Source organism: Chryseobacterium sp. OSA05B (assembly GCF_019970065.1).
Taxonomy (GTDB): Bacteria; Bacteroidota; Bacteroidia; order Flavobacteriales; family Weeksellaceae; genus Chryseobacterium.
The window spans coordinates 1,008,442-1,033,481 of record NZ_JAHXYH010000002.1 but is presented as its reverse complement, the minus strand read 5'-3'; the positions used below and the strand labels follow the sequence as shown (position 1 = coordinate 1,033,481).

Genomic DNA, 25,040 nt, shown 5'->3' with positions numbered 1-25,040 from the left:
TTATCTCCCACAGATTGCTCAGATGACACAGATTTTTACTGCACCCAATATATTCAATAGGAACGGGCTTTAGCCCGTTTTATCTTTAATAATCAACCAACGGCTTCAGCCAAAATCTAAAACCATCCACAAAATCATTGTGCTCAATGGTGAGTACATGTGTGTTTAAACAAAAAAACGCCTCTCAATCGAAAGGCGTTGTTGTTATCAATTAAGCAGAGTTTCTACTCGCATTAATATTTCCAAATAATGATCTGGTCACCAGCTTTTCATAAGCTTCTTTATTGCCTTCTCCCTTCTGGATCTTCATCAGCGCATACTGCTGAATACTCAACAGCGGAAGCACAATCTTCTCCCGAATCTTCACTGATTTTCTGGACAGCGGATCTTCTTCCTGCAGCATTTTAAATCCGGTCAGTTCAAGCATAATATCTCTTGAAAGCGTATATTCATCAAATAATATATTCCAGAATGCACCGAACTTTGGATTGTTTTTAATGTAATAAGTCAACGGAAAATACGATTTGTTCATACTCATCATAGAGTTCAGCACTAAGGTTTTAAAGAAATCAGAACCTTTATACAGCTCTTTTACCTCATCCAGCCTTCCCTGTTCTTTCATCTGCTGCATCGCAAATCCGAACCCGAAGAATCCCGGAACATTCTGCTTCAGCTGCGACCATGAACCGACAAACGGAATCGCTCTGAGATCTTCAAATTTCAGTTCACTACCGTTTCCTCTTTTTGACGGGCGGCTTCCGATATTTGTTTTACCATAATATTCCAGGGTACTCATTTCCTGAAGATATGGCACAAACATAGGGTGAGCTTTCAGATCGGAGTATTTTTTATAACTGATATCAGCCAGCTCTGCGATCAGTTTTCTTTCTTTTTCTGTCAGGTCTTTTTTTGAATTTTTAAAGACATCATTTTCTACTCCGGCGGTCAGAAGCTGTTCAAAATTGTATTTGGCTTGTTCTTTATTTCCGAAAATGCTGGTAATAGTCTGTCCCTGGATGGTCAGCTCGATTTTATTGTTGGCAATGGTATTTCCCTGTGAAGCATAGAAATCGTGGGTTTTCCCACCGCCTCTTGCCGGTGGCCCACCTCTGCCGTCGAAGAATACGACTTTAATTCCATTCTGAACGGAAAGTTTAGTTAAGACTTCTTTAGCCTTATAAATCTCCCAGTTGGCCTTCAGATATCCACCGTCTTTTGTTCCGTCTGAAAAACCTAGCATAATCGTCTGTTGGTTTCCTCTGCGTTCAAGGTGCTTTTTATAAACAGGATTCTGATAAAGCTCATTCATGACATTCTCAGAATTGGCCAAACCTTCCATGGTTTCAAAAAGTGGAACAATGTCCATTTTAATGTCTTCATCCTGATAACCGCAGATCTTAAAAAATGCATAGACATTCATGACATCTTTTACGGCATCGGAATTGGAAATAATGTAGCGGTTCATTCCTCGTTGCCCATTCAGATCCTGAATTTCGGAAACCTGTGAAACGGTCAGTAAGGTATCTTTAACAATATCTTCAAACTGATCCGCATTCACCTTTTCACCAAACTGAATCAGTTTATTGAATTTTTCTTCTTCAGAAGCTTTTGCCCCTTCAAATACTTTAGCAAAAACCTCATCGATCACTTTCTGATGAATCCTGCTGTCCTGGCGGACATCCAGCGTGGCAAAGTGAGTCCCGAAAATTTTCACTCGGTCTCTGAAATTAGCCAGAAGATCTAAAAAAAGGGAATTGTGCTCATTCACGAGGATTTTTTCTGCTTCATCCGTTTTTTTCAGGATATCATCTGCCGTGATTATCTTTCCGTTAAATATAGCTCCATACAGCTCATCGCTCAATTGCGTTAAAACTTCAGAAACTCCTCTGAAACTCAGTCTTCTTCTGATAAATTTCAAATGACTGTAATAGGATTTCAGGATCGCGGAACGGAGCTCTTCTGCGACTCTTTTTGTAACATCAGCCGTCACAAATGGATTTCCGTCTCTGTCACCGCCTGGCCAGAACCCAAGCTGAATAATATCTTCATGCAGATGGAAATGTCCGTTTCCAAAGGTCTTTCTGATCTTCGTAAACAGTTCTCCGATCGTGTCGTAATACACATATCTCAAATAGGAAATGATACTAAGCGCTTCATCTATTGGAGTTGGTTTTTCCTTATTGACAAAAGGAGTTTTTCCCAACTGCTGTAAAAGCATATCGATCTGTGTCACGGAATCGCTGGTAATTGCTCCGCGCAGGTCCTGAATAATTCTCTGTACCGAGCTTGGATAAAACTGGGTTGGGTGTGCTGTGAATACCACTTTCACTGTAAAATCTTTCAGCTTTTCACGCACTTTTTCAAGCTTATGGTCCTGGTAGGAACGTTCAAAAAGATTCGTCACCGTTCCGCTGTCACTCTCGGAGTGAAGATTTGGAAATGCCGCATCTTCAATACTGTCAAATAAAACCACCTGTCTTTCGATGTACTGAATGATCTTAAAAAGCAGTTCAAGTTTCTGCTCTTCCGTTTGAAGATCGGTATGGTTTTTAAAGAATTCTTCGACAATTCCTTCAGGGGTTTTCCCTTCCTCATATCCGTTTCGGCTTTCCTCGTAAAGGAACGGAAGAAGCATTCCGATATTGGTCATTTTATCATAAGGCAGGCTCATAAATAATGAATTGTAGATCTGGAACTTATTCTCCACGATCTGCCTGAATTTTTCTGCTCGTTGGTCGTGTATCATATAACAAATGTAATGGATTTTGGTTTTAAATGAATTGACAAATGACAAAAAAATAAAGTGCCATGAATAAAATTATTCTACTTTTTTATAAGAAAATTAATTAGTTTTGGCGCCTAAGTTTTCTGTTTCCATGATCAAATTCAATTTCAACGCCAATATCAATACAAACGGGAATAAAATCGATAAGAAAGGTTTAAAAATCACCTTAATTGTTTTTTCGCTATTTATTTTAGTGGGTATAGCTATGTTTGTGGGCTTCTGGTCCTTTGCCTTCAGTAGGATCGATTATATAGAAAACGCAAACGTGGAGCGGTACGAGCAGAAAAAAGCTATCGCTGCTCTTCCTGTTTTGAAATGTGCAGTCTATGCGGATCAGACAATAACTTCCCCTGCATCCGGCGAAGAGGCAGCCCTTTATCTCCTGCGTGTTGGTAATGTAAAATCCTATATAGCCTCATCTGAGGCCCATTACGGCCAGTATAGAACTTATGAAAATTTCGACTACAATATGGTTGCGGGCTATCCAAAAGGGACAAAGCTTTCTATCAACGGTAAATTATACCCCATTGATTTTAAACTCTGCATTATGGACAGTCTTGGCGGCGGAGAAACGCATTTCACTAAAGATATCTACAGTGCAAAAGCCCATGAAAAATACGATATACGGGTTTATAAAACTTCAGAAAACCTAAAAATGGATGCACTTAGAAATGTTCATCCGTGGATCAAGAATTATTATCATTCTTATAAAGGTTTGAAAAATATTTTAGTGCAAGAATATGTATTCAAAAATGGAGATTCTGTCTATATCAAAGGAAAGATAGAGCATAATAAAATTGTTCCGTTTGTGGAACATATGTTATATACTCCCTCGACAGTAAACGACAATCAGTAAACTATTCCGGAATATTCAGGAGTCGTCATCACATTCAGGTTTACAATAATTTTGAATACAACCATTTAATGATTAATTTTACTTTTCACAGAAATTAATCCAATGAAAAATATATTTATATTCCTTTTAATGGCTTGTATTTTAACAGCCTGTGGTGAAGATTGCTATAATGCCCCCCAAACGATAGCTTTCAAGTTTGTAGATTCTAATAATGAAAATCTCATCACGAACGGAACACTGGTTACTTATTCAATTAAGGATGAAAATCAGGTTGGGGTACAATTGACCAAAACATCCGAAGACATGATCATTTTAGAAAATGTCGGGGCTTATAATGGTACAAAAAATTACATTTTCTCCTCCAATATTAAAACTTTTAATTTTTCGATACATTCGTCAGAATTTAAAGGAGGTTGTGATGGTTATCAGATCAATAAATTAACGTTTACGGGCGTAGGTATTGATGTCACAGACGAAAAAGGATACTATAAAATTGTACTGCAGTAGAGAATTTTAGATAGCAGGTGGCAGATATTAGGTGGCAGGTTGTAGGGATTAGGGATTATGCCGAAGATTGAAATTATAGCCTTTCGATTTTAGTCAAGAGCTAAGAAACAAAATGACGGATGCCAAACATCAGATTTCAGATCATATATGAGAAGATTATCCATCGGCTTAACTGACAACCTCTTCCAACCTGATTTATTTTCAGGCAAAAGACTCTATAGGCATGTAATAAAAAGCTATCTTACCATGTCTTATAACAAACAGTTCCATGAAAATCTTGTTAAAATCATTTCTACTGATTATCCTTGTTATTTTCCCAAAAGATTATACCGCACAAAAACGTTCTGACAGCATTGATACTTTCATCAGGCATAAAATGCAGGAAATGAAGATCCCGGGACTTCAATTGGCCATCATCAGAAATGATAAAATTGATCAGCTCACCAGTTATGGCCTGGCTAATATTGAACATCAGATTCCAACAAAAAACAATACTGTATTTTCGATCAACTCAATGACAAAAGCATTTGTTGGTGTTGCCATTATGCAGCTGCAGGAACAAGGAAAATTAAAAACCAACGATGTTATTTCCAAATATATCACTGATATTCCCGACAACTGGAAGAGCATAACCTTTAAACAGCTTTTAAGCAATACATCCGGTCTTCCCAATAATATAGATCAGAAAGAGCAGGTTTTGGGCGAAGGCATTGAAAGTAAAAACTGGGAAATCGTTAAAACCCTTCCGATGGAGTTTTCACCCGGTGACAAATTCAGTTATAACCAAACGGGATACTTTATCTTAGGAAAAATAATTACGCAGCTGAGCGGAGTACATTTCACAAAATTTATTGAAGATTATCAATTTAAACCGTCCAAGCTGCTTGTTACTCAATTTGGAGATTCCAACGATATCGTTGAGAACAATGCAGGCGCCTATTCCACCATTATCAATAACGATGGCCAATGGATCAACGACGGAAAGCTTCACAACGCTTTCGCCACTTTCCCACTTTTTTTCCGAACGGCTACGGGAATTCTTTCTTCGGCTGAGGATTTAAGCAAGTGGCTTCTCGCTTTACAGGAAGGAAAACTGCTTAAGGATAAAAAGAGCATCACAGAACTATTCACAACTATAAAACTCAATAACGGTGATGTAGGCGGTTTTAATAAACTCACGAATGGTTATGCCCTGGGATGGCCTACCGTTGTCAGAACTGAACATCCTGCCGTTGCCCCTGTGGGCGGTATGCGTTCCGCCCTATTTGTGTATCCTCAGGATCACCTGTCTATTGTAGTTTTAACCAACCTTCAGGGGTCAAATCCTGAATGGTTCATTGATGAAATTGCAGGATATTATATTCCCGATATGAAAACTGAAAATGGTTTTGGACTCAGTACCAACATGAAAATGCTGTACTTACAAACTCGTACAGACGGGTATCAAAATGTAGGTTCGGTTTATCAGAAAATCAAAAAGAAAAACAAAATCTTCACAGTGTCTGAGGATGAGATCAATTCATGGGGTTATCAGATGGTGAACCGTAATCTTAAAAACGAAGCATTGGCTGTTTTCAGATTGAATACAGAATTATTTCCCAACAGTTCCAATGTTTTTGACAGTTATGGAGAAATATTAGATGTATTGGGACGTAAAGAAGAAGCCGTTGCGAATTATAAAAAATCATTAAAGCTTAATCCCGATAATACCAATGCGGCTAATTATTTAAAGGATAAAAAATAAATCTTCATCCATTTTCGTAAATTTGCCCCAAAGCACTTCCTTTATGAAAATCATCGTCTTCGCTTCCATGATCCTATCCAATCTGTTTTTTGCACAGACCACGGTTCCCGATGATTACAGGAAGATCCCTGATATTCTGGATACTACGGAATATTTGTATCCGTTTATTGTTCCGGATAAAGACTATGGCTACTGGAGAATCCTTACCAATGACACCGATCCTGAAAAAGCAGTGATCTATGAAAGCCAGATGCCGGATTTCATGACCATCAATGAGCCTCTTCCTGAAAAAGGCTTCTTCCAGAAATGTATAGGTAACCGATGTTTTTCATACATTCTTGCCTGTAAAAAAGAAAGATCCGTTTATTTTTCCAGTGAACAACAATTGAGGGATTTCATCGGAACAGTTGATAATCTTCCGGAAGCTCTATTATTGGCTCAAACGTATGGTTTTTCCGTAGATATAAGCAATAAAGCAGGCAGTTCATATAAAATGGAGGACAGACATATTGCTCTTTATCTTTCAAAGTCTAAAGGTTGTCCTGAAATCAGGGAATCTTACTTGATAAAGATCAACAGAAAAAATGGTAAACTGGAATCGAAAAATAATGGCGTTTACTTTAAAAGTGAGAATTGCGATACTTCGGCACAGACCGCTTCCAAATAAAAAAGCTGTTTCAAAAGATAAAAAACTCGCGCAGATCAAGCAGATTGCACAGATTCTTATACTGAAAAATGCTTACAGATTAAAACTCATGCAGAATTTCCATTTACCTTTTGAAACAACCTCTTTATCAAATTAAATATTGATTGCTCCCTGACCGGAAGCCATTAAATAAGCTTCTTTCAGGGCTTCAGAGTACGTAGGATGCGCATACGATATACGGAACATATCTTCCGCCGTTACCTCATATTCCTGTGCAATGACAGCCTGTGCAATAAGATCCGCTGCTCGGGCTCCAATGATGTGAACACCCAGCACTTCCCCGTATTTCGGATCTACCAGAACTTTTGCAAAACCATCTGTATCCATAGATGCCCTTGCTCTGGCACTGGCAGAAAACGGAAATTTTCCGATATGATAAGCGATATTATTTTTCTTCAGATATTCTTCGGAAAAACCTACAGAAGCTACTTCAGGCCATGTATACACTACCGAAGGAATCCGTTCGTAATGGATATGGCGTTTTTGTCCGTTGATCGTTTCTGCAACCAGGACGCCTTCTTCTTCAGCTTTATGGGCAAGCATTGCACCACCTACCACATCTCCAATGGCATAGATATGCGAAACGGATGTCTGTCTGTTTTCATCAATCTTTATAAATCCACGGTCATCAAGCTGTACACCTGTATTTTCCAATCCTAATCCATTTGTATAGGGACTTCTTCCTACAGCTACCAAAACGTATTCTGCTTCCAGTTCCTGATCTGTATTATTTTTATCTCTAAAAAAGACTTTGGCCGAAGAACCGGAATTCTCTGCTTTGTAAACAGATTGGCCCAGACGGATATCAATTCCTTCCTTCTTCAGGATTCTATGAAGACTTTTTCCCAATTCATGGTCCATTCCGGCAATCAGATGGTCTGCATATTCAAGAATGGTTACCTGAGTTCCTATGCGGCTGAATATGGATGCCATTTCCACCCCTATCACTCCACCGCCGATGATCACCATAGATTTTGGATGTGCCTGTAACGACAGAGCTTCTGTAGAAGTAATGATCCTTTGTTTATCAATATCTACTCCCGGAATTGATGACGGCTTCGAACCTGTGGCAATGATATAGTATTTAGCGGTAATTTCAGTGATTTCAAGACCGTTCGTCACTTTGATGACTGAATCATTAACAAAGCCTGCCGTGCCTTTTAAACGGGTAATTTTATTTTTTCTCATTAAGAAATCGAGGCCGACTGTATTTTTGGAAACGACTTCAGATTTTCTTTTGTACATCTGAGGAAAATCTAGTTTCAAATCATTCACCTTTATCCCGTGTTCTTCAAACTGATGGAAAGCTTCCAAATAATGATGGGAACTATCCAGCAGTGCTTTTGTGGGGATACATCCAACATTGGTACAGGTACCACCCAAAGTATCATATTTTTCTATGATCACGGTTTTGTAACCAAGCTGCGCACTTCTTATGGCGGCAACATAACCACCGGGGCCGGATCCGATCACGGCAACATCAAAATTTTCCATTTGATTTATAATTTTTTATGTTTAAATTTACTTGCAAAATAAAAGTAAATTTAAAACAAATACTTTCATTTTGCAAGCGTTATTTACAATATATGGCTATGAGTAAAAAAAGATCGGACTGCCCTATCAGTTCTTCCCTGGAAATATGGGGTGATAAATGGTCTCTGCTGATTGTCCGCGACCTAATGTTAAAAAGAGAATGTACGTACGGAGAATTCCTTAAAGCAGATGAAAAGATTGCGACGAACATTCTCGCCTCAAGGCTGCAGCATTTACTGGAAGCAAAAATCATTGCTAAGAAAGATCACCCGGACAGTAAACTGAAGATTCTCTATCATCTTACTGAAAAGGGAATTGACCTGATTCCGCTGATCGTCGAGATCAATCTTTGGGGCGAAAAATACATGAGCATTCCCGAGGAAAGAAAAAAGATGGTCGAAAACATCAAGAAAGACAAGGAGAAGTTTATCCGGGATGCTAAGATCTATCTGTCGGAGGGAAGTTAAAGGATGGGAAGTTACGAGGTACGGGATTCGGGTTTGAGAGTTTGAGAGTTTGAGAGTGTATGATGTTGCTAGTTCCTGGTTGCTGGTTTGGAGTTATTAAGCTAATAAATTATTTTCTGACGTCTTGAATCTTGGTTCTTACAAATTAAAATTCACCATTGACATCTTCTCAAATCAACCTGAGTCTTAACCTAAAAATCTAATGTCTAGCATCTTGGCTCTTGATTCTTGATTCTAATCCCTGCCCTCATCAAAATCGTTATTATAAAACTCTGTAATAGTAATTTTAAAATTTCATTAACTCAGTTTTCGTATTGCTTTCCGTAAATTTGAATCCAATAAATTTAGAACAATGCTTAATTTCGAGTTTAAAAATCCAACAAAAATACTTTTCGGAAAAGGTGAAATCGCTAAGATCTCCCGTGAGGTTCCGAAAGATGCCAAAATATTAATGATCTACGGAGGCGGAAGCATCAAAAGCAATGGTGTTTACGATCAGGTAAAAGAAGCTCTGAAAGATCATGATCTATACGAATTCGGAGGTGTTCCCGCAAATCCTGAATATGAAGTACTGATCAACGCTTTAAGTTTTATCAAAGAAAAAAATATCAACTATCTTCTTGCTGTAGGCGGTGGCTCTGTCATAGACGGAACTAAATTCCTTTCAGCAGCAGCCAACTATGATGGTGAGCCGTGGGATATTCTTAGAAATTCAGTGAGAACTTTTGAAGGAGAAGGAATGCCTTTCGGAAGTATTCTTACATTACCGGCAACAGGTTCTGAAATGAATTCAGGCTATGTTATTTCAAGAAGGGAAACCAACGAGAAACTATCTTCAGGAGGTCCCGGTCTTTTCCCACAATTTTCAGTATTAGATCCGGAAGTGATCAGAACGATTCCTAAAAACCAGATTGTAAATGGGATCACCGATGCTTATACGCACGTTTTGGAACAGTATATGACTGCACCATCTTCTGCAGATCTTCAGGAAAGAATCGCTGAAAGTATCCTGATCAGCCTTCAGGAAACCGCTCCTAAAGTACTTAAAGGTGATTTTGATTATGATGCGGCCGGAAACTTCATGTGGTGTTGTACGATGGCTCTAAACGGACTGATTCAGAAAGGAGTGATAACAGACTGGGCGGTACACGCCATGGGACATGAACTGACTGCTTATTTTGGAATCGACCACGCAAGAACGCTAGCCGTAATCGCTCCTTCCCATTACCGTTATAATTTTGAAACGAAGAAAGGAAAATTGGCTCAGTACGCTGAAAGAGTCTGGGGAATCAAAGAAGGAACTCTGGAAGAAAAAGCTGAGTTGGGCATCAAAAAAATGGAGGAATTCTTCCACAGCCTGGATATCAAAACCAAACTTTCTGAATATACTGAAGAATACAAAGGAACTGCTGAAAGAGTGGAAAAAGCATTTACCGACAGAAACTGGTCCGGTCTTGGCGAGTATAAAAAGCTGACGCCTCAGGATGCATATAAGATTGTAGAGATGAGTTATTAGGGGTTCGGGATGCGGGATTTTGAGTTTGAAAGTAAATGTGTTGAAAGTTTGCTGGTTGCTTGTTTGGAGTATTACCTGATGTCTGAAATCTGACGTCTTGTATCTTGGTTCTTGGCCCTTCCAACTGAAAATTCACCATTCACTTGCGAGGCAAAATTGACCATTCACTTTGACACGATCTCTCCTGCCACCTACAAAACCTATTATTTTCCAAGCTTCATAATATAAAATTCTGTTATTTATAAACATTCGTTTAAAAAAGCAGGATTTCATTATAGATATTTCAAATTTATTTATATTTTAGCATATTATAAAATTTGTGAAAATGAAAAAACAGCTACTTTTATTTGCCTTTTCTGCTTTGGCACTCACTTCCTGTAAAGATGACAACCTCGAAGCTTATGAGTTAGAGATGATGAGCGGAGACTGGAAGGTAAGCAAAATCCAGACTATTTCCGGAAAAGACAATAAAACAGTACTTTTAACTGAAACACCTTCCGACTGTGAAGCTAAGAATACGCTATATTTCAGAAGTGATTATTACACAAGCTACACGTATTACTCCGGAACTGGTGCTAATTGCCAGATTGGCGGAAAAAATGAAGGGCAGTTTACTTATAATGAAGAGTCTAAGCTGTTGAGTATCAAAAATACCAATGATACCGAAAGATGGTACAGAGTTGAAATCCTGACAAGCAAGGATCTGAAACTGGCTCAACTGTTCGGAGCTTATGATTACAACAACGACGGTACTGACGATCTGATCTACATTACCTACAAAAGATAAACACAGACTCCCAATACAATCGGGAGTTTTTTTATTACTTTTATCAGATATTTTAAAATTGATTATAATGAAGAAGATTTTTTCAGCATTCCTATTGCTGTACTTTGCCCTAGCCTTTTCTCAGGATAAAAAGCCAATGTTCTGGCAGGACATTCAGAATTTCAAAAAAGCCGATCAGGAAAACACCCCGCCCAAAAATGCTATTCTTCTAATAGGAAGTTCCTCTTTCACAAAATGGACGGACGTTGCCCGCTATTTCCCTGATAAGACAATCATCAACAGGGGTTTCGGAGGTTCGAGAATGACGGATCTGAATGATTTTGCAGACGATCTTTTAGACCCTTATCAGCCTAAACAGATCATCATCTACTGCGGTGATAATGATTTCGCAGACAATCATGACCTTAAGGCCCAGGTAGTGGTTGAAAGGTTTAAAACGTTCTACAAAAAGATCCGTCAAAGATTTCCGGACATTGAAGTGGATTTCATTTCCATCAAATTTTCTCCGAGCCGCGAAATTCTATGGCCACAGATGAAAGAAACGAATAAAAAAATTGCAGCTTTCATGAAAAAGGAACCTAATGCAGAGTTCATCGATATTACAAAAGCCATGGAAGATTCCAATGGAAAGGTAAGAAGAGATCTTTTCGTGGAAGATATGCTTCATCTGACTCCGGAAGGATATGAAGTCTGGACGAAGGTTATGAAACCTTATATGAAATAATAAACTGTATAAACAAAAAAATCCCTGACGGGATTTTTTTTATTTCTTTTTCTTAGATTTTGATGTAGATATGGATTTCTGCTGAGCTCTGTTCGCTCCAAATTTCTTGGGTGCTTTTCTTTTTGAAGGTCCGCCCCAGTTTTCTTTTTTGTTTTTATCCTTTTTCTCGTGGAATGCTCCACCTCCTTCGTACAGTTTTACCTGTGCCGGATTTTTCATAATGATCACATCTTCTTCGGAAGCGATCTTCTTAGGATTTATTTTCACCTCTACAGGGAAATCAGTAAACTTAAGATCTCTATCCATCAATAATTCAATGTCAAGAACATAAGCTTCTTCTTTTTTAGTAACGAACGTAATTGCTTTACCGTCTTTATCTGCTCTACCCGTTCTACCTATTCTGTGAATGTATTGTTCAGGGATTTCAGGAGTTTCAAAATTGATAACATGGGTAATATCTGAAATATCCAGACCTCTGGCCATTACGTCAGTCGTAATCAACCCTCTGATCTCTTCATTTTCAAATCTTTTCATGGCTTTAAGCCTGTAATTCTGAGATTTGTTTGAGTGAATCACATCAAACTGTTCAGGGAAAAGTTCATCAATTTTAGCAAAAAGAAGATCTGAATTCTTCTTATTATTTGTGAAAATCAACACCTTAGACATTTCATCTTCATTGGTCTTCAGTAAATGCTCAAGAAGGTTGATTTTTGTGTTAAAGTTTTCCACTTTATAACCGGTCTGCTCAATTTTTTCAAGAGGCGTCCCTGATTTTGCCAATGAAATTTCTATCGGGCTTGCAAAGTATTGGTCCAGCATTTCATCTACAGCTTCCGTCATGGTAGCCGAGAAAAGAATATTCTGTCTCTTCGGCTTCATCATTTCGAAAATATGGGTAAGCTGTGGTCTGAATCCTAAGTTCAGCATCTCATCAAACTCATCAATGATCAGCTTCTGAACTTCTCTCAATGAAATGGCATTGTCAATGGCAAGGTCCATTACCCTACCCGGAGTTCCTACCAGAATATCACATCCGTTGTTAAATAACAGCTTCTGTGTATTGATATTTTTTCCTCCATATATTCCGATCACCCTTGCGGTAATATTTTCTGTAAGTTTCTCAACAATTTCAGCTACCTGCACCACCAATTCTCTTGTAGGTACAAGGATCAAAACAGTAGGATTCCCGGTTTTGTTGTATTTCCATGTTTTAAGAACCGGCAGAAGATAAGCTAATGTTTTCCCGGTTCCGGTCTGCGCGATCCCCATTACATCTCTCCCGGAAAGTATAGGCCCAATGCTCTTTTCCTGAATAGGTGTAGGCTCGAATAATTCCAGATCCGCTAAAACATCAAGAATTTTAACCGGCAGGTCAAAATCCGCAAAAGTGAGTTTTTCCATGGTGCAAAGATAGGTATTTAAATTTAGAGGTTAATCTTGTGTGAATGGTGAATTTTAGGTGGCAGATATTAGGTAGCAGGTTGTAGGGATTAGGGATTGTGCCGAAGGTTGAAATTATGGTCTTTCAATTTTAGTCAAGAGCTAAGAAACAGGATTTCAGATGCCAAACATCAAATTTCAGATATAGGAATAGTGGCTTCGAGTTCCTCAGTCACCATCACCTATAAACCCAATTTACACTAAGACTCTTAAACCCTGCTACTCTCAAGCTCAAAACTCAATTCACTTTTACACTCGTACTCTTAATCCTGATATCATCATCCTCCCATTCGCTTGATGTGATGATCACGTATCCTTTCTTTTTTGGATCTTTTTTAATAGGAAATTTCTCTTCTTCCCATTGTGAACAGTGTGTAGAAATGGATGGCACCAAAGGTTTCCAGCCGATCTTAGTCAATGTATAGACATGAAAGCCATGCCAGCAGCTTGTACACCATCCCGGATAAAAACCCACTTCATCTTTTCCATCCTCATTAAGATCTCCGAGATTGTATACTCCTCCATTATTGGCAGGTGAAATCGTAAATGGTTTTATTTTTTTATCACTGAAATAAATGGTGGTTTCACATTTTCCATCGCATTCATCGGTACAGTCACTGACTTTGGTGTAGGCATATTCTTTTGTTCCATTGCCGTCATAATCACCAAGAATACCTTTTTCATCGGATTCCTGAGCCATGAACAAGGCGCTGCAGAAAGTAAGGGTGGTTAAGATTAGTTTTTTCATAGTTTTTTGTTTCGGGTTTCGGTGCCGTGTGTTTGGGAGAGTATTGGTAAGTTCACCAAACTAACTTCTAATTTCTAATTTCTAGTATCTAACTTCTATTTCCTGGCTACTCTCAATAAAAGTATCACGACCAATATCATAGAAAACATAAAGCCTAAAACACCTACAACAGACAGCTCACCTATTCTGGGTCCGGATTCTGACACGAAAACAATAGCCGTGGCAATAATATTGGCTCCCAGAATCATGGCTAAAATCAAATTAATGATACTCGATTTGATCAGCTGGTTGGTCTTTTCAATATTTTTAATTTCGCTGGATATTGTGAATTTATTGTCATCCAGTTTCTGGAGAACGGATCTGAGTTCTTTAGGAATTTCATCCACATTATCGGTGAAATTGAGCATCCTGTCCATTCCGGTTTTTAAAAGATTCTTAGGTTTGATCTTGTTGGTTAATATTTTTCTGGTGTACGGATGAAGACTTTTTACAATATCAAGATCCGGATTGATCGTTCTTCCTACTCCTTCAATAAGGCTGATTCCTTTAAATAAAAGATAAAAATAGTCCGGCATATACAGCCTGTTGTCTTTCAGAATATCTTTCATTTTATTGATGATCACCTGCACATTGATATTCTGTAGCGAGGAACTGTGAACGAAATTCAGAATGTCTTCTACGTCATTTTCGAATCGTCTCTCGTCCGGAATTTCATAGCTGACAGCCATTTTTTTGAGATAACGTACAATTTTATGGGGATTCTTGGCTACAAAGCTCACAATAAGATTTTCAAGGATCTCCTTATCATTCGGTTGAATTTTTCCTACCGCACCAAAATCGATGAAAACAATTTTCCCGTTCTTTTTGACCAGAATATTTCCGGCATGCGGATCGGCATGAAAAAATCCGTAATCAAGAATTTGTGAAACAAATAGTCTTAATCCTACTTCAGAAACCTTTACAGGATCAATGTTATTGGCTAAAAGTTCAGCCTTATCTGTCACCTTAATTCCGTCAATAAATTCCATGCAGAGAATATTATTATTGGAATATTCTTCATAGATCTTGGGAACATAGGTTTCTTTATGGTTCTTAAAATTTCGGGCAAAATGCAGGATATTTTCCTTTTCGTTGATCAGGGAAACTTCCTCCAGTAAAGATTTTTCAAAAGTAGAAATCGCCTGTTTCAGATTGAGTTTTTCTCCGATTTCGGAGTATGCGGACACCAATTTTTCCAAGTCTTTGATCAGAAGCAAATCATCTTCGATAACTGTTTGTACGTCAGATTTTTTAAGCTTGAGAATCACAGGACTACCGTCCATCAAAACCGCTTTATATACCTGCGCGATAGATGCCGTGGCCAAAGGTTCTTTCTGAATTTCCTGAAAATGGTCTTTGACGGATATGTTGAATTCATTTTCCAGAATTTCTTCCACATCCATATCTACGGTATCCACTTTGTCCTGAAGTTTCTGCAGCTCCTGAATGAGTTCCGGCGGAAGAAGATCTTCCCTGTTACTGAATGTCTGTCCCAATTTTACAAAGGTAGGTCCAAGCTCTTCCAGTACCAGCCTGATTCTTTCGTATACCGTTCCTTTAGAAATCACCTCATCCGGATCAGCAGAGATCTGTTCCTGCTTATTTCCTGTATTCATTCTCGCCAGCATATCTTTAAATCCGTATTTGCTCAGTACGGAAATAAGCCTGGCCGATCTTTTCAGTTTTCTTTGCTGCTTGTCAAACATATGTTTCTCAATAGTTGGTGCAAATTACTCCAAAAATTGTTCCTATTGCTATTTTAATTTTTATTTGAACGGTAAATCTTAGGGTGAAGCAGACTCAGAATTGTCTTTTGGTCTGGATTAAATGATGGGATTTTAAAACTATTTTTAATGCAAAGTTTCATTTTCCCAGTGCATATTTTGAGGATGCAAAGAGGGAATCAATTCCATTGATTCTGATGAAGGGAATGGAGATATAAGGATTTGAAAAATCCACAAATATTAATCAGATGATGCTGGTTTCTACTTTTTTAATCTGCTCTCTCTGTATTATCTGCGAGAGAAAAGATTAAGTGAGTAACTTGAGAATCTGATAGGACTGCATCCTATCTTCGGCTAAATCGCCACTTTGTGGCTGGTTTTTTTAGCAAATTTTAGTTGATAAATTTCTTAAACTTTATGATAAAAATATAGCTTAAAAAATCTTTAGATCTTATCTTCACTGATCTTAATGGTTAAAAAATGAGTCCTGATGCTTTTTTACAACTTTAAAAACCACAAAAAAAGCCACCTGAAATGGGCAGCTTTATTTTAAACAATATCTTAATAAGTTGTTATCCTACTACTTTAACATTGTCTGCTTCAGGTCCTTTTTTACCTTCTTTAATATCAAATTCTACTGCCTGTCCTTCTTTCAAAGTTCTAAGGCCTGAAGACTGAATGGCTGAATGATGGCAAAAAATATCGTTTCCGCCTCCGTCTGGTGTAATAAAACCAAAACCTTTTGTTTCGTTAAACCATTTTACTGTTCCTGTCATTATATTATATTTAAATTGATCAGTGAAGATAGTAATTTCATGAATATCCTGAAAAAAAAATACCATTCTTCTTTGATTTTTTTTCGTAAAGTCCACAAAATAAAATAAATAAAAATGAAAAAAAATGTTTGCATTGTTATTAAAAGGGATTTTTTTATCTTTATCCTTAACAAATTACCAACTAACCCATAAAATTTAAAAAAATGAAAAATTTACGTAACAGCAAACTTTCAAGAGAACAATTAAAAGGAATTTCAGGAAGCGGTATCGTTATCGGCAACTGCTCAAACAAGTGCTGCCCGGATGACGGAAGACCAAGATGCCCAAGACTGATCTGCCCTGCTGTGGTATGTCCTCAGCTGGCATAAAACTTTGAACAAATATTCAATAGAGAGCAGAAATCCATCTGCTCTTTTTTTATTTTTACACAGGAAAGATCTTTAAATTGTATATATTGAGTCTGAAATGAGAAAAATTACAAATCATAGAAAATGAACAATACATTTGAAACTTTCAAACCTAAAAATTCATTGATCAAATCCTATGTTGATTATTACTATCTGGATATAAAACCAGATAATGTGATCACTGAATTTCAGTGTTTTCCTCATTTCAACAATACGGTTTCTCTTTATCAATCCCATATCCAAAAAGAAAAAGGATATGTCATCTTCGATGAAACTGCAAAACCATTCCAGATCTTCACTCCCATCAGAGAAAAAGTCCTCCATATTATACAATCAGGGAAAGTACACAGAATCGTTATCGTTTTTCAACCTTTGGGAATACAGCAGTTTTACAGACATCTGAATTTTGCAGATTATATCACAGATTTTGAATTCTTCAGTCAACAAGAGCTGAATGCACTTTTTTCAACGGAGGATCCGGAAGTCTTCACCAATCTTTTGGATGGTTGTCTAGAAAAAAGATTTAAAAGTTTTGAAAATGCTATTCTTGAGCGATCTATTGATTATATTTTCAGTCAGTGTGACGATTTTACGGTTGCAGAACTTTCCTCCAAATTAGGCATAAGCAGACAGCACCTGAACAGGAATTTCCAAGCTCATTTAGGGGTTTCGGTAAAAAAATTCCATGAAATTGTGCTTTTCAGAAAAACCGTCAACAGGAAACTGTTTGAAAATCCGGACAGAAATTTCACGGAACTGGCGCATGAATTCAATTACAATGACCAGTCTCATTTTAACAAAGCCTATAAAAATTTTACTGAAAATTCTCCCAAAAGCTTTTTTGATAAGGGAACAATCCTCGGAAATCAGGATACGTTCTGGTGTCTGCAGCCATAATCCGAAATGTTCCATTTTTACAATTTTTTCCAATCTGTGATGAATAGCTTTGTCTCATCGAATTTTAGATGGTATGAGATATTATATAACATTGAGTTTATTTCTGGTGTGCCTTTTTGTCAATGGGCAGGAAAATTATTCAACTTTGACACAAAAGGCATTGGAAACGATGTGGAAAGCCAAAGATGAGGCAGGCTACCAAAAAGCACTGACCCTGTATGAAGAGGCTTTTAAAATGTATCCTGACAGTATTAACGGAACAGGACTTTATAAAGCTTCGGTTCTGGCTTCAGAATTAAAAAATACAGATAAAGCTTTTAAATATCTTACCCCTCTTGCAAAAATGAAAGCTGATGAAGACGGCTATCCCGGCTGGGATTATATAATCGGCGAATCTTCCAAAAGTGAATATAAAAATTTACTTGATGATCCCAGATGGAAAACACTTGTCCAAAGTGCACTACAGGATAAAGAATTATTTTATAAAGATTTAAAGGAAGTTCAGGATGAATTTTTCAAAACAAAGCATTATTCTTTTGACGAAAGGGAAAATGCTGCTAAGCTCTATTCCCAAATAAAGAATTCTTCTGCTCATTTACCGAAAAAGCAACAGAATTATTCCGTTTTATTTAAAGTAAATGATTCCACGAACACCTCTTATCTCGTTCATCTTCCCAAAGACTATGATCCTGGCAATAAATATCCGGTTCTTTTTTTTCTTCATGGTGCCGTACGCAACAATGTTCTTACCGATTATCAGATGCCTGCGGAAAATCTTGGTGGATGGAACAGGTTTTACACGAAATATGCAGCTCTGAATCATGTCATTCTGGTTTTCCCAAAAGGTGGTAAGAAATACAACTGGATGACTCCCGATGACGGGTTTTTCATGATTCCTGAAATGCTGAAACAGATCAAAAAGGCTATCAATGTGGATGATAATAAAGTTTTTGTTTCCGGGCATTCCAACGGAGCCACCGGTTCGTTTTCGTATCTTATGAAGCAGCCTACCTTATTTGCGGGCTTCTATGGCTTTAATACATTTCCTAAAGTTTTTACAGGCGGAACGTTTATTGAAAACATTAAAAACCGTTCTTTCGTTAACTTTTCTACAGATCAGGATTATTATTATCCCCCGAATGCCAATGATGATTTCACCCAACTGATGAAAGAAATTAAGGCCGATTATAAGGAACAGCGTTACAAAGGATTTCCGCATTGGTTTCCTAAGTTTGACGAATCGGAGCCGGCAGTCCAGACTGTCTTTAATGATTTAAAAAGCCGCAAAAGGAATCCGTTTCCGAAAGAAATTTCCTGGGAATATGATGATGAAAAGTATGGAAATATCGATTGGATTTCTGATATAAAACTTGATACACTTCAATCCAAAGCAAAGTGGCACAAAACTTTGAATTTTAAAATCACAAAATGGCTAAAATATGATAAAAAAGACAGTCTGATCACTGAAAATGTCAATAGAAATGCTTTTGATTTTCCAAGAAAATCAGGGAAGATAAAGGCTGTCTATGCCGATAATACTTTTAAGATAGAGACATCATGTATCCAATCGTTTTCAATTAATATTTCTCCGGAAATGATTAATCCTGATAAAAAATTGAAGATCTTTATCAATGGAAAGCTGTATTTCAATGGAAAAATAGAGTACGACCGGAAACTGATGCTCAGGAATTTTGAAAACAACAGAGACCGGGACCAGATCTGGATTTCTTCTCTGCATTTTAAGCTGTAAGGTTCTGAAATTTAAAATATCCTGCCACATGACAGGATATTTTTTTATTAGAATTTCATTTATTTAGAAGTCATTCAATATTGAATATCAATTATACACTTCGACTTCGCTCAGTGTGAAATCGCTAATAACAGGTTGTCTCAGGTCCTACTTAAGATAGGTTTCATAAAGGTCTTTTCTACGGTCATTCATCACCTGAACCGAGCCGTTATGATGAAGATCTTTCAGCAGATTAAGGTCTACGTCCACAATAAGGGTCATTTCCGTGTTCGGGGTAGCTTCTCCTTTCACCGCATTGGATGGAAAGGCAAAATCTGAAGGCGTAAATACGGCAGCCTGCCCAAACTGGATGTCCATATTGTTAACACCCGGAAGGTTTCCTACACAGCCGGCAATGGCAACATAACATTCATTTTCGATAGCTCTCGCAGCGGCACAATGACGCACCCTGATATAAGCATTTTGAGTATCCGTAAGGTAAGGTACAAAGAGGATTTTCATGCCCTGATCCGCGAGAATCCTTGGCAGTTCGGGAAATTCTACGTCGTAACAGATCACAAGACCTATTTTTCCGCAATCGGTATCGAACACTCTAATCTCGTTTCCGCCTTTCATTCCGTAGTATTTTCTTTCATTCGGCGTGATGTGGATCTTCCGGTATTCATCAATTCGTCCGTCACGGTGCAACAGGTAGCTCACATTGTACAAATCATTGTTATCAGGATCAAAAACAGGCATGCTTCCTGAAATAATATTGACATTGTAACTGATGGCCAGTTCGGAAATTTTATTCTTAATATCCTCACTTAATTTAGCCAATTCGATCATACTGTCTCTTTCTGAAAGCTTGTTGAAAGGAGCCAGCAGCGGCGTATTAAATAGTTCCGGGAACAAGACAAAGTCTGATTTGTAATCACCCATTACATTGACAAAAAATTCAACCTGCTCATAAAAAGCATCGATGTTTTTAAAATGCCTCATCTGCCACTGCACCAGTCCCAAACGGATGATGCTGTCCTGCATTGTATTGGGCTTTTTGCTGTAATAGATGTTGTTCCACTGCAGCAAAACGGCATTTTCCAGTGAGGATTCATCTTCGGGAAGGTATTTCTTCAGGATTTTTATGGGAAGGAAATTATTTGAAAGCTGGAAAGACAGCACGGGATCGTAAATTTCTTTGTCTCTGACTCTTCTGATGTACTCTCTTGGGGAAAGCTCTTCGCTGTATTTATGGTAGTTCGGGATTCTTCCGCCCAGAATGATGGATTTCAGATTAAGCAATTCACATAATTCCTTTCGGGCATCATACAGCCTTCTTCCCAAACGCAGCTCACGAAATTCAGGATCTACAAAAACCTCAATTCCATACAATACATTTCCTGTTGAAAGATGGGTATTGAACGTATAATTTCCGGTTATATCCACATAGGTATGATCATCTCCGAATTCGTCATAATTCACAATAATGGAGAGTGCCACGGCGGCCAGTTTTCCGTCTACTGTGATGCAGATCTGACCTTTAGGAAATATTCTGGTGAGTTTTTCTATGCTTCTTTTAGACCAAATAGATTCGGACATCTGCGGGTAAGCGCGTTTCATTGTTATTACCAGTTCATCATAATCCTGAAGACTCAGGGCTCTTGTTTCTATTTGCATTTGACGTAATTTTACTTAAATTTAAGGAAAAATAATCAGCAGAGAAACTTCTTGCCAAAAACACATCCATAAAAATGAAAATATATCGTCTGGTTCATTCTATATCAGTTCTAATAATTTTTGTACTATTTTTTTTTAATTCAGCCTCAGCAAGTAACGTTTCTCATAATTTAAATTTATTATTCAGTTCAAATCTCAATAGCCGTGATGGGAAAAATTTTCTTTATTTTTTTTCAGGATTATCCATATTGATAGGCTATTTTATTGTTGGTGAGAACAAGATATTTAAAGGAATATATTTTTTATTAATCTCAATAAGTATTGTCTTTATCCTATTTTCTCTAAAACAATTTTAAACTCAAAAATAAGCCCCCAATAAAAAACCATAGAATGATAAAATAATGGCTATTATCATACAAAATCAATCCGAATGTCCGATCTGTCATACCATTTTGTATAATCATCAGAATAGCGTTATGTTTCCAGCTTTTATACCCAATGTGAAAGATTCATTGTATCTCTTCAACGATGCTGGTGTACATCATTCCTGCCTGGCAAAACATCCTTTGGGTAGTAAAGTTTCAGCTTTTCTGGAGACAATGATATTTAAAACAAGACCCAAAAACAGATTCTGCGATATTGGTGGGAATATAATAGATCTTCCTGAAAACTATCTATTTACAAATCTATTAACATCTGATGAAAAGGATACACTCTACTCTTTCAACTTCATGAATATTGATATCCGAAATCTTTCAAAGTGGAAGGATAGAAAGAATTTCATTGATGCCATTGAAAAATTTGAGGAAGAGAAAGAATGGGAAGAAATTGGAGGGTTCAATTACTTAGAGTATGTATTGAAAAAATTAAAATCCCCCCTATAAACAGGCAGGATTATTTTATTGTATACAAGTCTTGATTAGTTCACGACTCCGAATTTTTTATTTTTAAAATCCAGGACAATAACATTATTGACAAAAAATGCATTTCCGGTAAGACCGTCTATATTCTCGGTGGTATTGAATTCCTGAAGTCTTTTGTTATCATTATACCAGGCATAATCATTTTCCAGTTTTCTTTTTCCCAAATATACTTTTTCTTTGATCGGTCTCCCATAAAATTTTACTTTCTCACCCCATGAGTTGGCAATAATCGTATCTGTTTTGGCGGTTTGATCTACCAATGAAGTCCACAGTTCTTTGTTCGTATTGATCGGAAATAAGCTGGCTCCGGTATCGAACAGGAACCAATGGGTTTTGCCTGCAATAGTCAGTGGAATATGGAGTCTGCCATTATTGGATTTGGCATCTACAAACGTGGTCACTTTTTTCCAATAGCTGTCCAATGAATCAAGGACACACATTCTTTTGTTAGGATAATCGATGATCAGGATTTTATTGTTAAACACATCTGCTCCCAAAGTTCCAATATGTTTGGGTTTCTTGGTAAATAAGGAATCTTTGGCGATTTTATCTCCGTAACCTTCTTTATAGACCAGATTATCTTTTGACAGTTTTCCTAAGTGATAGATCAGTCCTTTCGTCTTGTACACATTTTTCCCTCCGTTATCCGTAGATTTTGAGCTTTCTATGAGGAAGTTCTTTATTTCACTTTCTTTATAATAGCTGTCTATTGTATTTCCGTAGATGAGGGTTGCATCGCTTCCAAGGTCGAACTGAAGGGTAAAATCTGCATTTAAATCATTCACTTTCACCGGAACCAGCATGGCTACTTTATCAAAGTTCTTTCCTGAAATTTTCGCGGCGTACCATGAAAAAGGAAACCATGGATAACTGTCGGCAGAAGAAATATTTTTATTAGCAGCTGTACAGCCAGTCAAAACCCAGCTAAGGCCTATTATTATAAGCAGAAGTTTTATTTTCATTTTCCGGAATATGAGTTTGGTTAATAAATGTAAATTTAAACAGCTTTTGAGAATAAATTATTCTCAAACAAATTTTCAATGGCATTTCTTCATAAAATTTCAGAGGTAAATCAAGTTAATTTTCATGTGCATAGGTTTTCTTTATCAGAAATACTCATTACGAAAACAAAATATTTATTTGCAATGTAATTAAAAATAGATAATGTTCAGTATTCTGAATTCTAATATTTTAGCTTTTTTATAAGGATTTTATATCAATAATAAATGTCCGATAATAACTTTTAATACTAAAATGCTGATTTCATCAAATAAACATTATACATTTGCCCCCGAATAAAAAAACATTCAATTATGATGAAACATTATTTTCAAACACTAGGAGCTCTTTTGGCTTCTATAACAATTAATGCCCAGACGGGTATTAATACACCTATGCCTTCCGCTGCTCTTGATGTCGTGAGCAAAGGAAATACAAATACTACAAAAGCATTTGAAATTAATAATTCCAATACCACAGAAATGGTTACAGTTCTAGATAATGGAAATTTGGGTATAAATACTTCAGCTCCCGGGCAGAAACTTGTAGTTACGGATGCCCTTAATACAAATGTTTATAATGGTATTGTATCTGTATTGTCAAATGATAAGACAACCGGAGTAGGAATAGGAAATAATGGAATACAGGCTATTGGTTCAATTACGAATAATACTTTGAATATCAATGGAAAAGGTTCAGGAAATCTAATCCTTCAAAATTCTTCAGTCTCAACTGGTCGGGTAGGGATTAACACAGGAGCACCTGCATCAAAATTTAATATGATGAATGGGCAAATGATTATTTCTGCTGGAGATAATCCTGCTATCCCGTTAAACAATGGATGGCATGATATTGCAGCGCCTGCTAATACTGCAGAAGGTGTTATCCTTAGATTGGTCAATACCTCACCCGTAGCGGCAGGAAACACCAGTATTTTAGGCTTTAATTCATATAATGGCGGCGGCGCTACATGGGGAATAGGTACAAGACAATTAAGTGCCAACTTTTCTGATTCTAAGTTTTTTATAGGCTGGTCTAATGGTGGAAACTATCTGGAAAGAACGGTAATTGATAATACTGGAAAGATGGGAATTAATACATCAGCTCCCACCCAACAGTTAGATGTAAATGGAAATGTCAGATTTAGAAATGTACCCGACAACAACAATATGCTTTCTACAGATAAAGTAATGGTTTTACAAGATGATGGAACAGCCAAAAAAGTTCCAGTGAGCTCTTTACAGTCTCCTGAAAAATTCGCATTAGATAATATTTATTCAATAACAGCATCAAATGTATTTGATAGAAATATTGCAGGAATTTATACTAATCCCTCTACTCTTATAAATGATGTAAATATACAAATGAGTCAAACCATCACTATTCCTGCTAATTCTTCAGCCATGCTTGTCATAAACTACTCTGTTCCTATAGGAATGGCAGATAATGGTAATGGAGCTAATTCTTTTTCTTGCGCTAATAATGGATTGGCATATTATGGAATAAGATTTTTAAAAGATGGTGTTGAGATGCCTGCAGGATCAAGAAAGTATTCTTTTCCTAGTGATGGTTTAAATACAGCAAAAGTATCAACAATATCAAGTGCATATACTGAAATTATTACGAATAATGCCCCTTCTGATCTTACTATAACTTATTCTTTGAACGGTTATTTAGAAATCTTTCCTTCAACAATTTCTAATCCTTGTAATGTTAGGTTTAATATGTTTTCTACTTCAGGACAAAATTATAATTGGGGTAAAGCAAATATGAATATACAGCACTTTAAAAAACCTCTGTAAGCTGACAAATGAAATATTAAAAGGATTGAATAATTAATTTCTTTGTTTAAACAAATTCAATATTAATGAGTTTCATTACTATTGAACTTTATATTTTGAAATAGTAAGATTGTATCAAGATGTTGGGCGTATTAAGATAAGTTTCACTTTAAGCTTAAAAATCAGAATGATTCATCTTTGCTACCCTTTATTTCTTAAATCCTTCTTGATAGTTTTAATATACATCCTACACTTTTTATAAGTTTAAACAGCTT

The 25,040-nt window shown here is 37.0% G+C and carries 21 protein-coding genes; 13 read left to right on the top strand and 8 right to left on the bottom strand.

The genetic code is table 11. The annotated features are described in order from the left end of the window. Nucleotides 1-211: 211 nt before the first annotated feature. The gene (locus tag LC419_RS12030; protein WP_223607564.1) at nucleotides 212-2,746 is read right to left on the bottom strand and encodes a phosphoenolpyruvate carboxylase; all 2,535 of its coding nucleotides are present in this window, start codon (nucleotides 2,744-2,746) and stop codon (nucleotides 212-214) included. Between the two features lie 106 nt (nucleotides 2,747-2,852). Between LC419_RS12030 and LC419_RS12025 the strand changes: the two genes are divergently transcribed. From LC419_RS12025 to LC419_RS12010, 4 genes are all read left to right on the top strand, one after another. Further along, nucleotides 2,853-3,641, top strand: a complete 789-nt coding sequence (locus LC419_RS12025; protein WP_223607563.1) for a hypothetical protein — start codon at nucleotides 2,853-2,855, stop codon at nucleotides 3,639-3,641. 102 nt (nucleotides 3,642-3,743) lie between these two features. Further along, the gene (locus LC419_RS12020; protein ID WP_223607562.1) at nucleotides 3,744-4,148 is read left to right on the top strand and encodes a hypothetical protein; all 405 of its coding nucleotides are present in this window, start codon (nucleotides 3,744-3,746) and stop codon (nucleotides 4,146-4,148) included. A 268-nt stretch (nucleotides 4,149-4,416) separates the two neighbouring features. Next, nucleotides 4,417-5,892 (top strand): serine hydrolase, encoded by a 1,476-nt coding sequence (locus LC419_RS12015; RefSeq protein WP_223607561.1) that lies wholly within the window; start codon nucleotides 4,417-4,419, stop codon nucleotides 5,890-5,892. 43 nt (nucleotides 5,893-5,935) lie between these two features. Then, nucleotides 5,936-6,559: a hypothetical protein gene (locus LC419_RS12010; RefSeq protein ID WP_223607560.1), complete on the top strand. Its 624-nt coding sequence runs from the start codon at nucleotides 5,936-5,938 to the stop codon at nucleotides 6,557-6,559. Nucleotides 6,560-6,691: 132 nt separating this feature from the next. Here LC419_RS12010 and lpdA read toward each other — a convergent pair whose 3' ends face one another. Continuing rightward, a complete protein-coding gene (gene lpdA / locus LC419_RS12005) occupies nucleotides 6,692-8,092 on the bottom strand; it encodes a dihydrolipoyl dehydrogenase (protein ID WP_223607559.1) in 1,401 nt (466 codons plus the stop codon). Nucleotides 8,093-8,190: 98 nt separating this feature from the next. On the opposite strand from lpdA, the gene LC419_RS12000 reads away from it, so the two are divergent. From LC419_RS12000 to LC419_RS11985, 4 genes are all read left to right on the top strand, one after another. After that, on the top strand, nucleotides 8,191-8,598 hold the full coding sequence (locus tag LC419_RS12000; RefSeq protein ID WP_306666575.1) for a helix-turn-helix domain-containing protein: 408 nt from the start codon (nucleotides 8,191-8,193) through the stop codon (nucleotides 8,596-8,598). Between the two features lie 352 nt (nucleotides 8,599-8,950). Beyond that, nucleotides 8,951-10,114 (top strand): iron-containing alcohol dehydrogenase, encoded by a 1,164-nt coding sequence (locus LC419_RS11995; protein ID WP_223607557.1) that lies wholly within the window; start codon nucleotides 8,951-8,953, stop codon nucleotides 10,112-10,114. 325 nt (nucleotides 10,115-10,439) lie between these two features. Beyond that, a complete protein-coding gene (locus LC419_RS11990) occupies nucleotides 10,440-10,901 on the top strand; it encodes a lipocalin family protein (protein WP_223607556.1) in 462 nt (153 codons plus the stop codon). Between the two features lie 67 nt (nucleotides 10,902-10,968). Next, nucleotides 10,969-11,625: a GDSL-type esterase/lipase family protein gene (locus LC419_RS11985; protein WP_223607555.1), complete on the top strand. Its 657-nt coding sequence runs from the start codon at nucleotides 10,969-10,971 to the stop codon at nucleotides 11,623-11,625. Between the two features lie 39 nt (nucleotides 11,626-11,664). Here LC419_RS11985 and LC419_RS11980 read toward each other — a convergent pair whose 3' ends face one another. From LC419_RS11980 to LC419_RS11965, 4 genes are all read right to left on the bottom strand, one after another. Beyond that, the gene (locus LC419_RS11980; protein WP_223607554.1) at nucleotides 11,665-13,026 is read right to left on the bottom strand and encodes a DEAD/DEAH box helicase; all 1,362 of its coding nucleotides are present in this window, start codon (nucleotides 13,024-13,026) and stop codon (nucleotides 11,665-11,667) included. A gap of 277 nt (nucleotides 13,027-13,303) precedes the next feature. Continuing rightward, nucleotides 13,304-13,813, bottom strand: a complete 510-nt coding sequence (locus LC419_RS11975; RefSeq protein WP_223607553.1) for a hypothetical protein — start codon at nucleotides 13,811-13,813, stop codon at nucleotides 13,304-13,306. 95 nt (nucleotides 13,814-13,908) lie between these two features. Then, nucleotides 13,909-15,558, bottom strand: coding sequence for an AarF/ABC1/UbiB kinase family protein (locus LC419_RS11970; RefSeq protein WP_223607552.1), 1,650 nt, complete (start codon nucleotides 15,556-15,558; stop codon nucleotides 13,909-13,911). Nucleotides 15,559-16,148: 590 nt separating this feature from the next. Then, a complete protein-coding gene (locus LC419_RS11965; protein ID WP_034726756.1) occupies nucleotides 16,149-16,355 on the bottom strand; it encodes a cold-shock protein in 207 nt (68 codons plus the stop codon). Between the two features lie 200 nt (nucleotides 16,356-16,555). Between LC419_RS11965 and LC419_RS11960 the strand changes: the two genes are divergently transcribed. From LC419_RS11960 to LC419_RS11950, 3 genes are all read left to right on the top strand, one after another. Further along, the gene (locus LC419_RS11960) at nucleotides 16,556-16,720 is read left to right on the top strand and encodes a hypothetical protein (protein ID WP_167375270.1); all 165 of its coding nucleotides are present in this window, start codon (nucleotides 16,556-16,558) and stop codon (nucleotides 16,718-16,720) included. Between the two features lie 123 nt (nucleotides 16,721-16,843). Beyond that, the gene (locus tag LC419_RS11955) at nucleotides 16,844-17,656 is read left to right on the top strand and encodes an AraC family transcriptional regulator (protein WP_223607551.1); all 813 of its coding nucleotides are present in this window, start codon (nucleotides 16,844-16,846) and stop codon (nucleotides 17,654-17,656) included. Nucleotides 17,657-17,729: 73 nt separating this feature from the next. Then, entirely contained in the window at nucleotides 17,730-19,406 is a 1,677-nt protein-coding gene (locus LC419_RS11950; RefSeq protein ID WP_223607550.1) for an alpha/beta hydrolase-fold protein, read from the top strand. A gap of 147 nt (nucleotides 19,407-19,553) precedes the next feature. Here LC419_RS11950 and LC419_RS11945 read toward each other — a convergent pair whose 3' ends face one another. Then, nucleotides 19,554-21,062 (bottom strand): carbon-nitrogen hydrolase family protein, encoded by a 1,509-nt coding sequence (locus LC419_RS11945; protein ID WP_223607549.1) that lies wholly within the window; start codon nucleotides 21,060-21,062, stop codon nucleotides 19,554-19,556. A gap of 476 nt (nucleotides 21,063-21,538) precedes the next feature. On the opposite strand from LC419_RS11945, the gene LC419_RS11940 reads away from it, so the two are divergent. Beyond that, a complete protein-coding gene (locus LC419_RS11940; protein ID WP_223607548.1) occupies nucleotides 21,539-21,946 on the top strand; it encodes a hypothetical protein in 408 nt (135 codons plus the stop codon). 35 nt (nucleotides 21,947-21,981) lie between these two features. Here LC419_RS11940 and LC419_RS11935 read toward each other — a convergent pair whose 3' ends face one another. Next, nucleotides 21,982-22,947 carry a retropepsin-like domain-containing protein gene (locus LC419_RS11935; protein WP_223607547.1) on the bottom strand — a complete coding sequence of 322 codons (966 nt, stop codon included), beginning with the start codon at nucleotides 22,945-22,947 and terminating at the stop codon, nucleotides 21,982-21,984. A gap of 351 nt (nucleotides 22,948-23,298) precedes the next feature. Here LC419_RS11935 and LC419_RS11930 point away from each other — a divergent pair, with 351 nt between their 5' ends. After that, complete coding sequence (locus LC419_RS11930; protein ID WP_223607546.1) at nucleotides 23,299-24,786, top strand: hypothetical protein; 1,488 nt, start codon at nucleotides 23,299-23,301, stop codon at nucleotides 24,784-24,786. The last annotated feature ends 254 nt before the right edge of the window (nucleotides 24,787-25,040 follow it).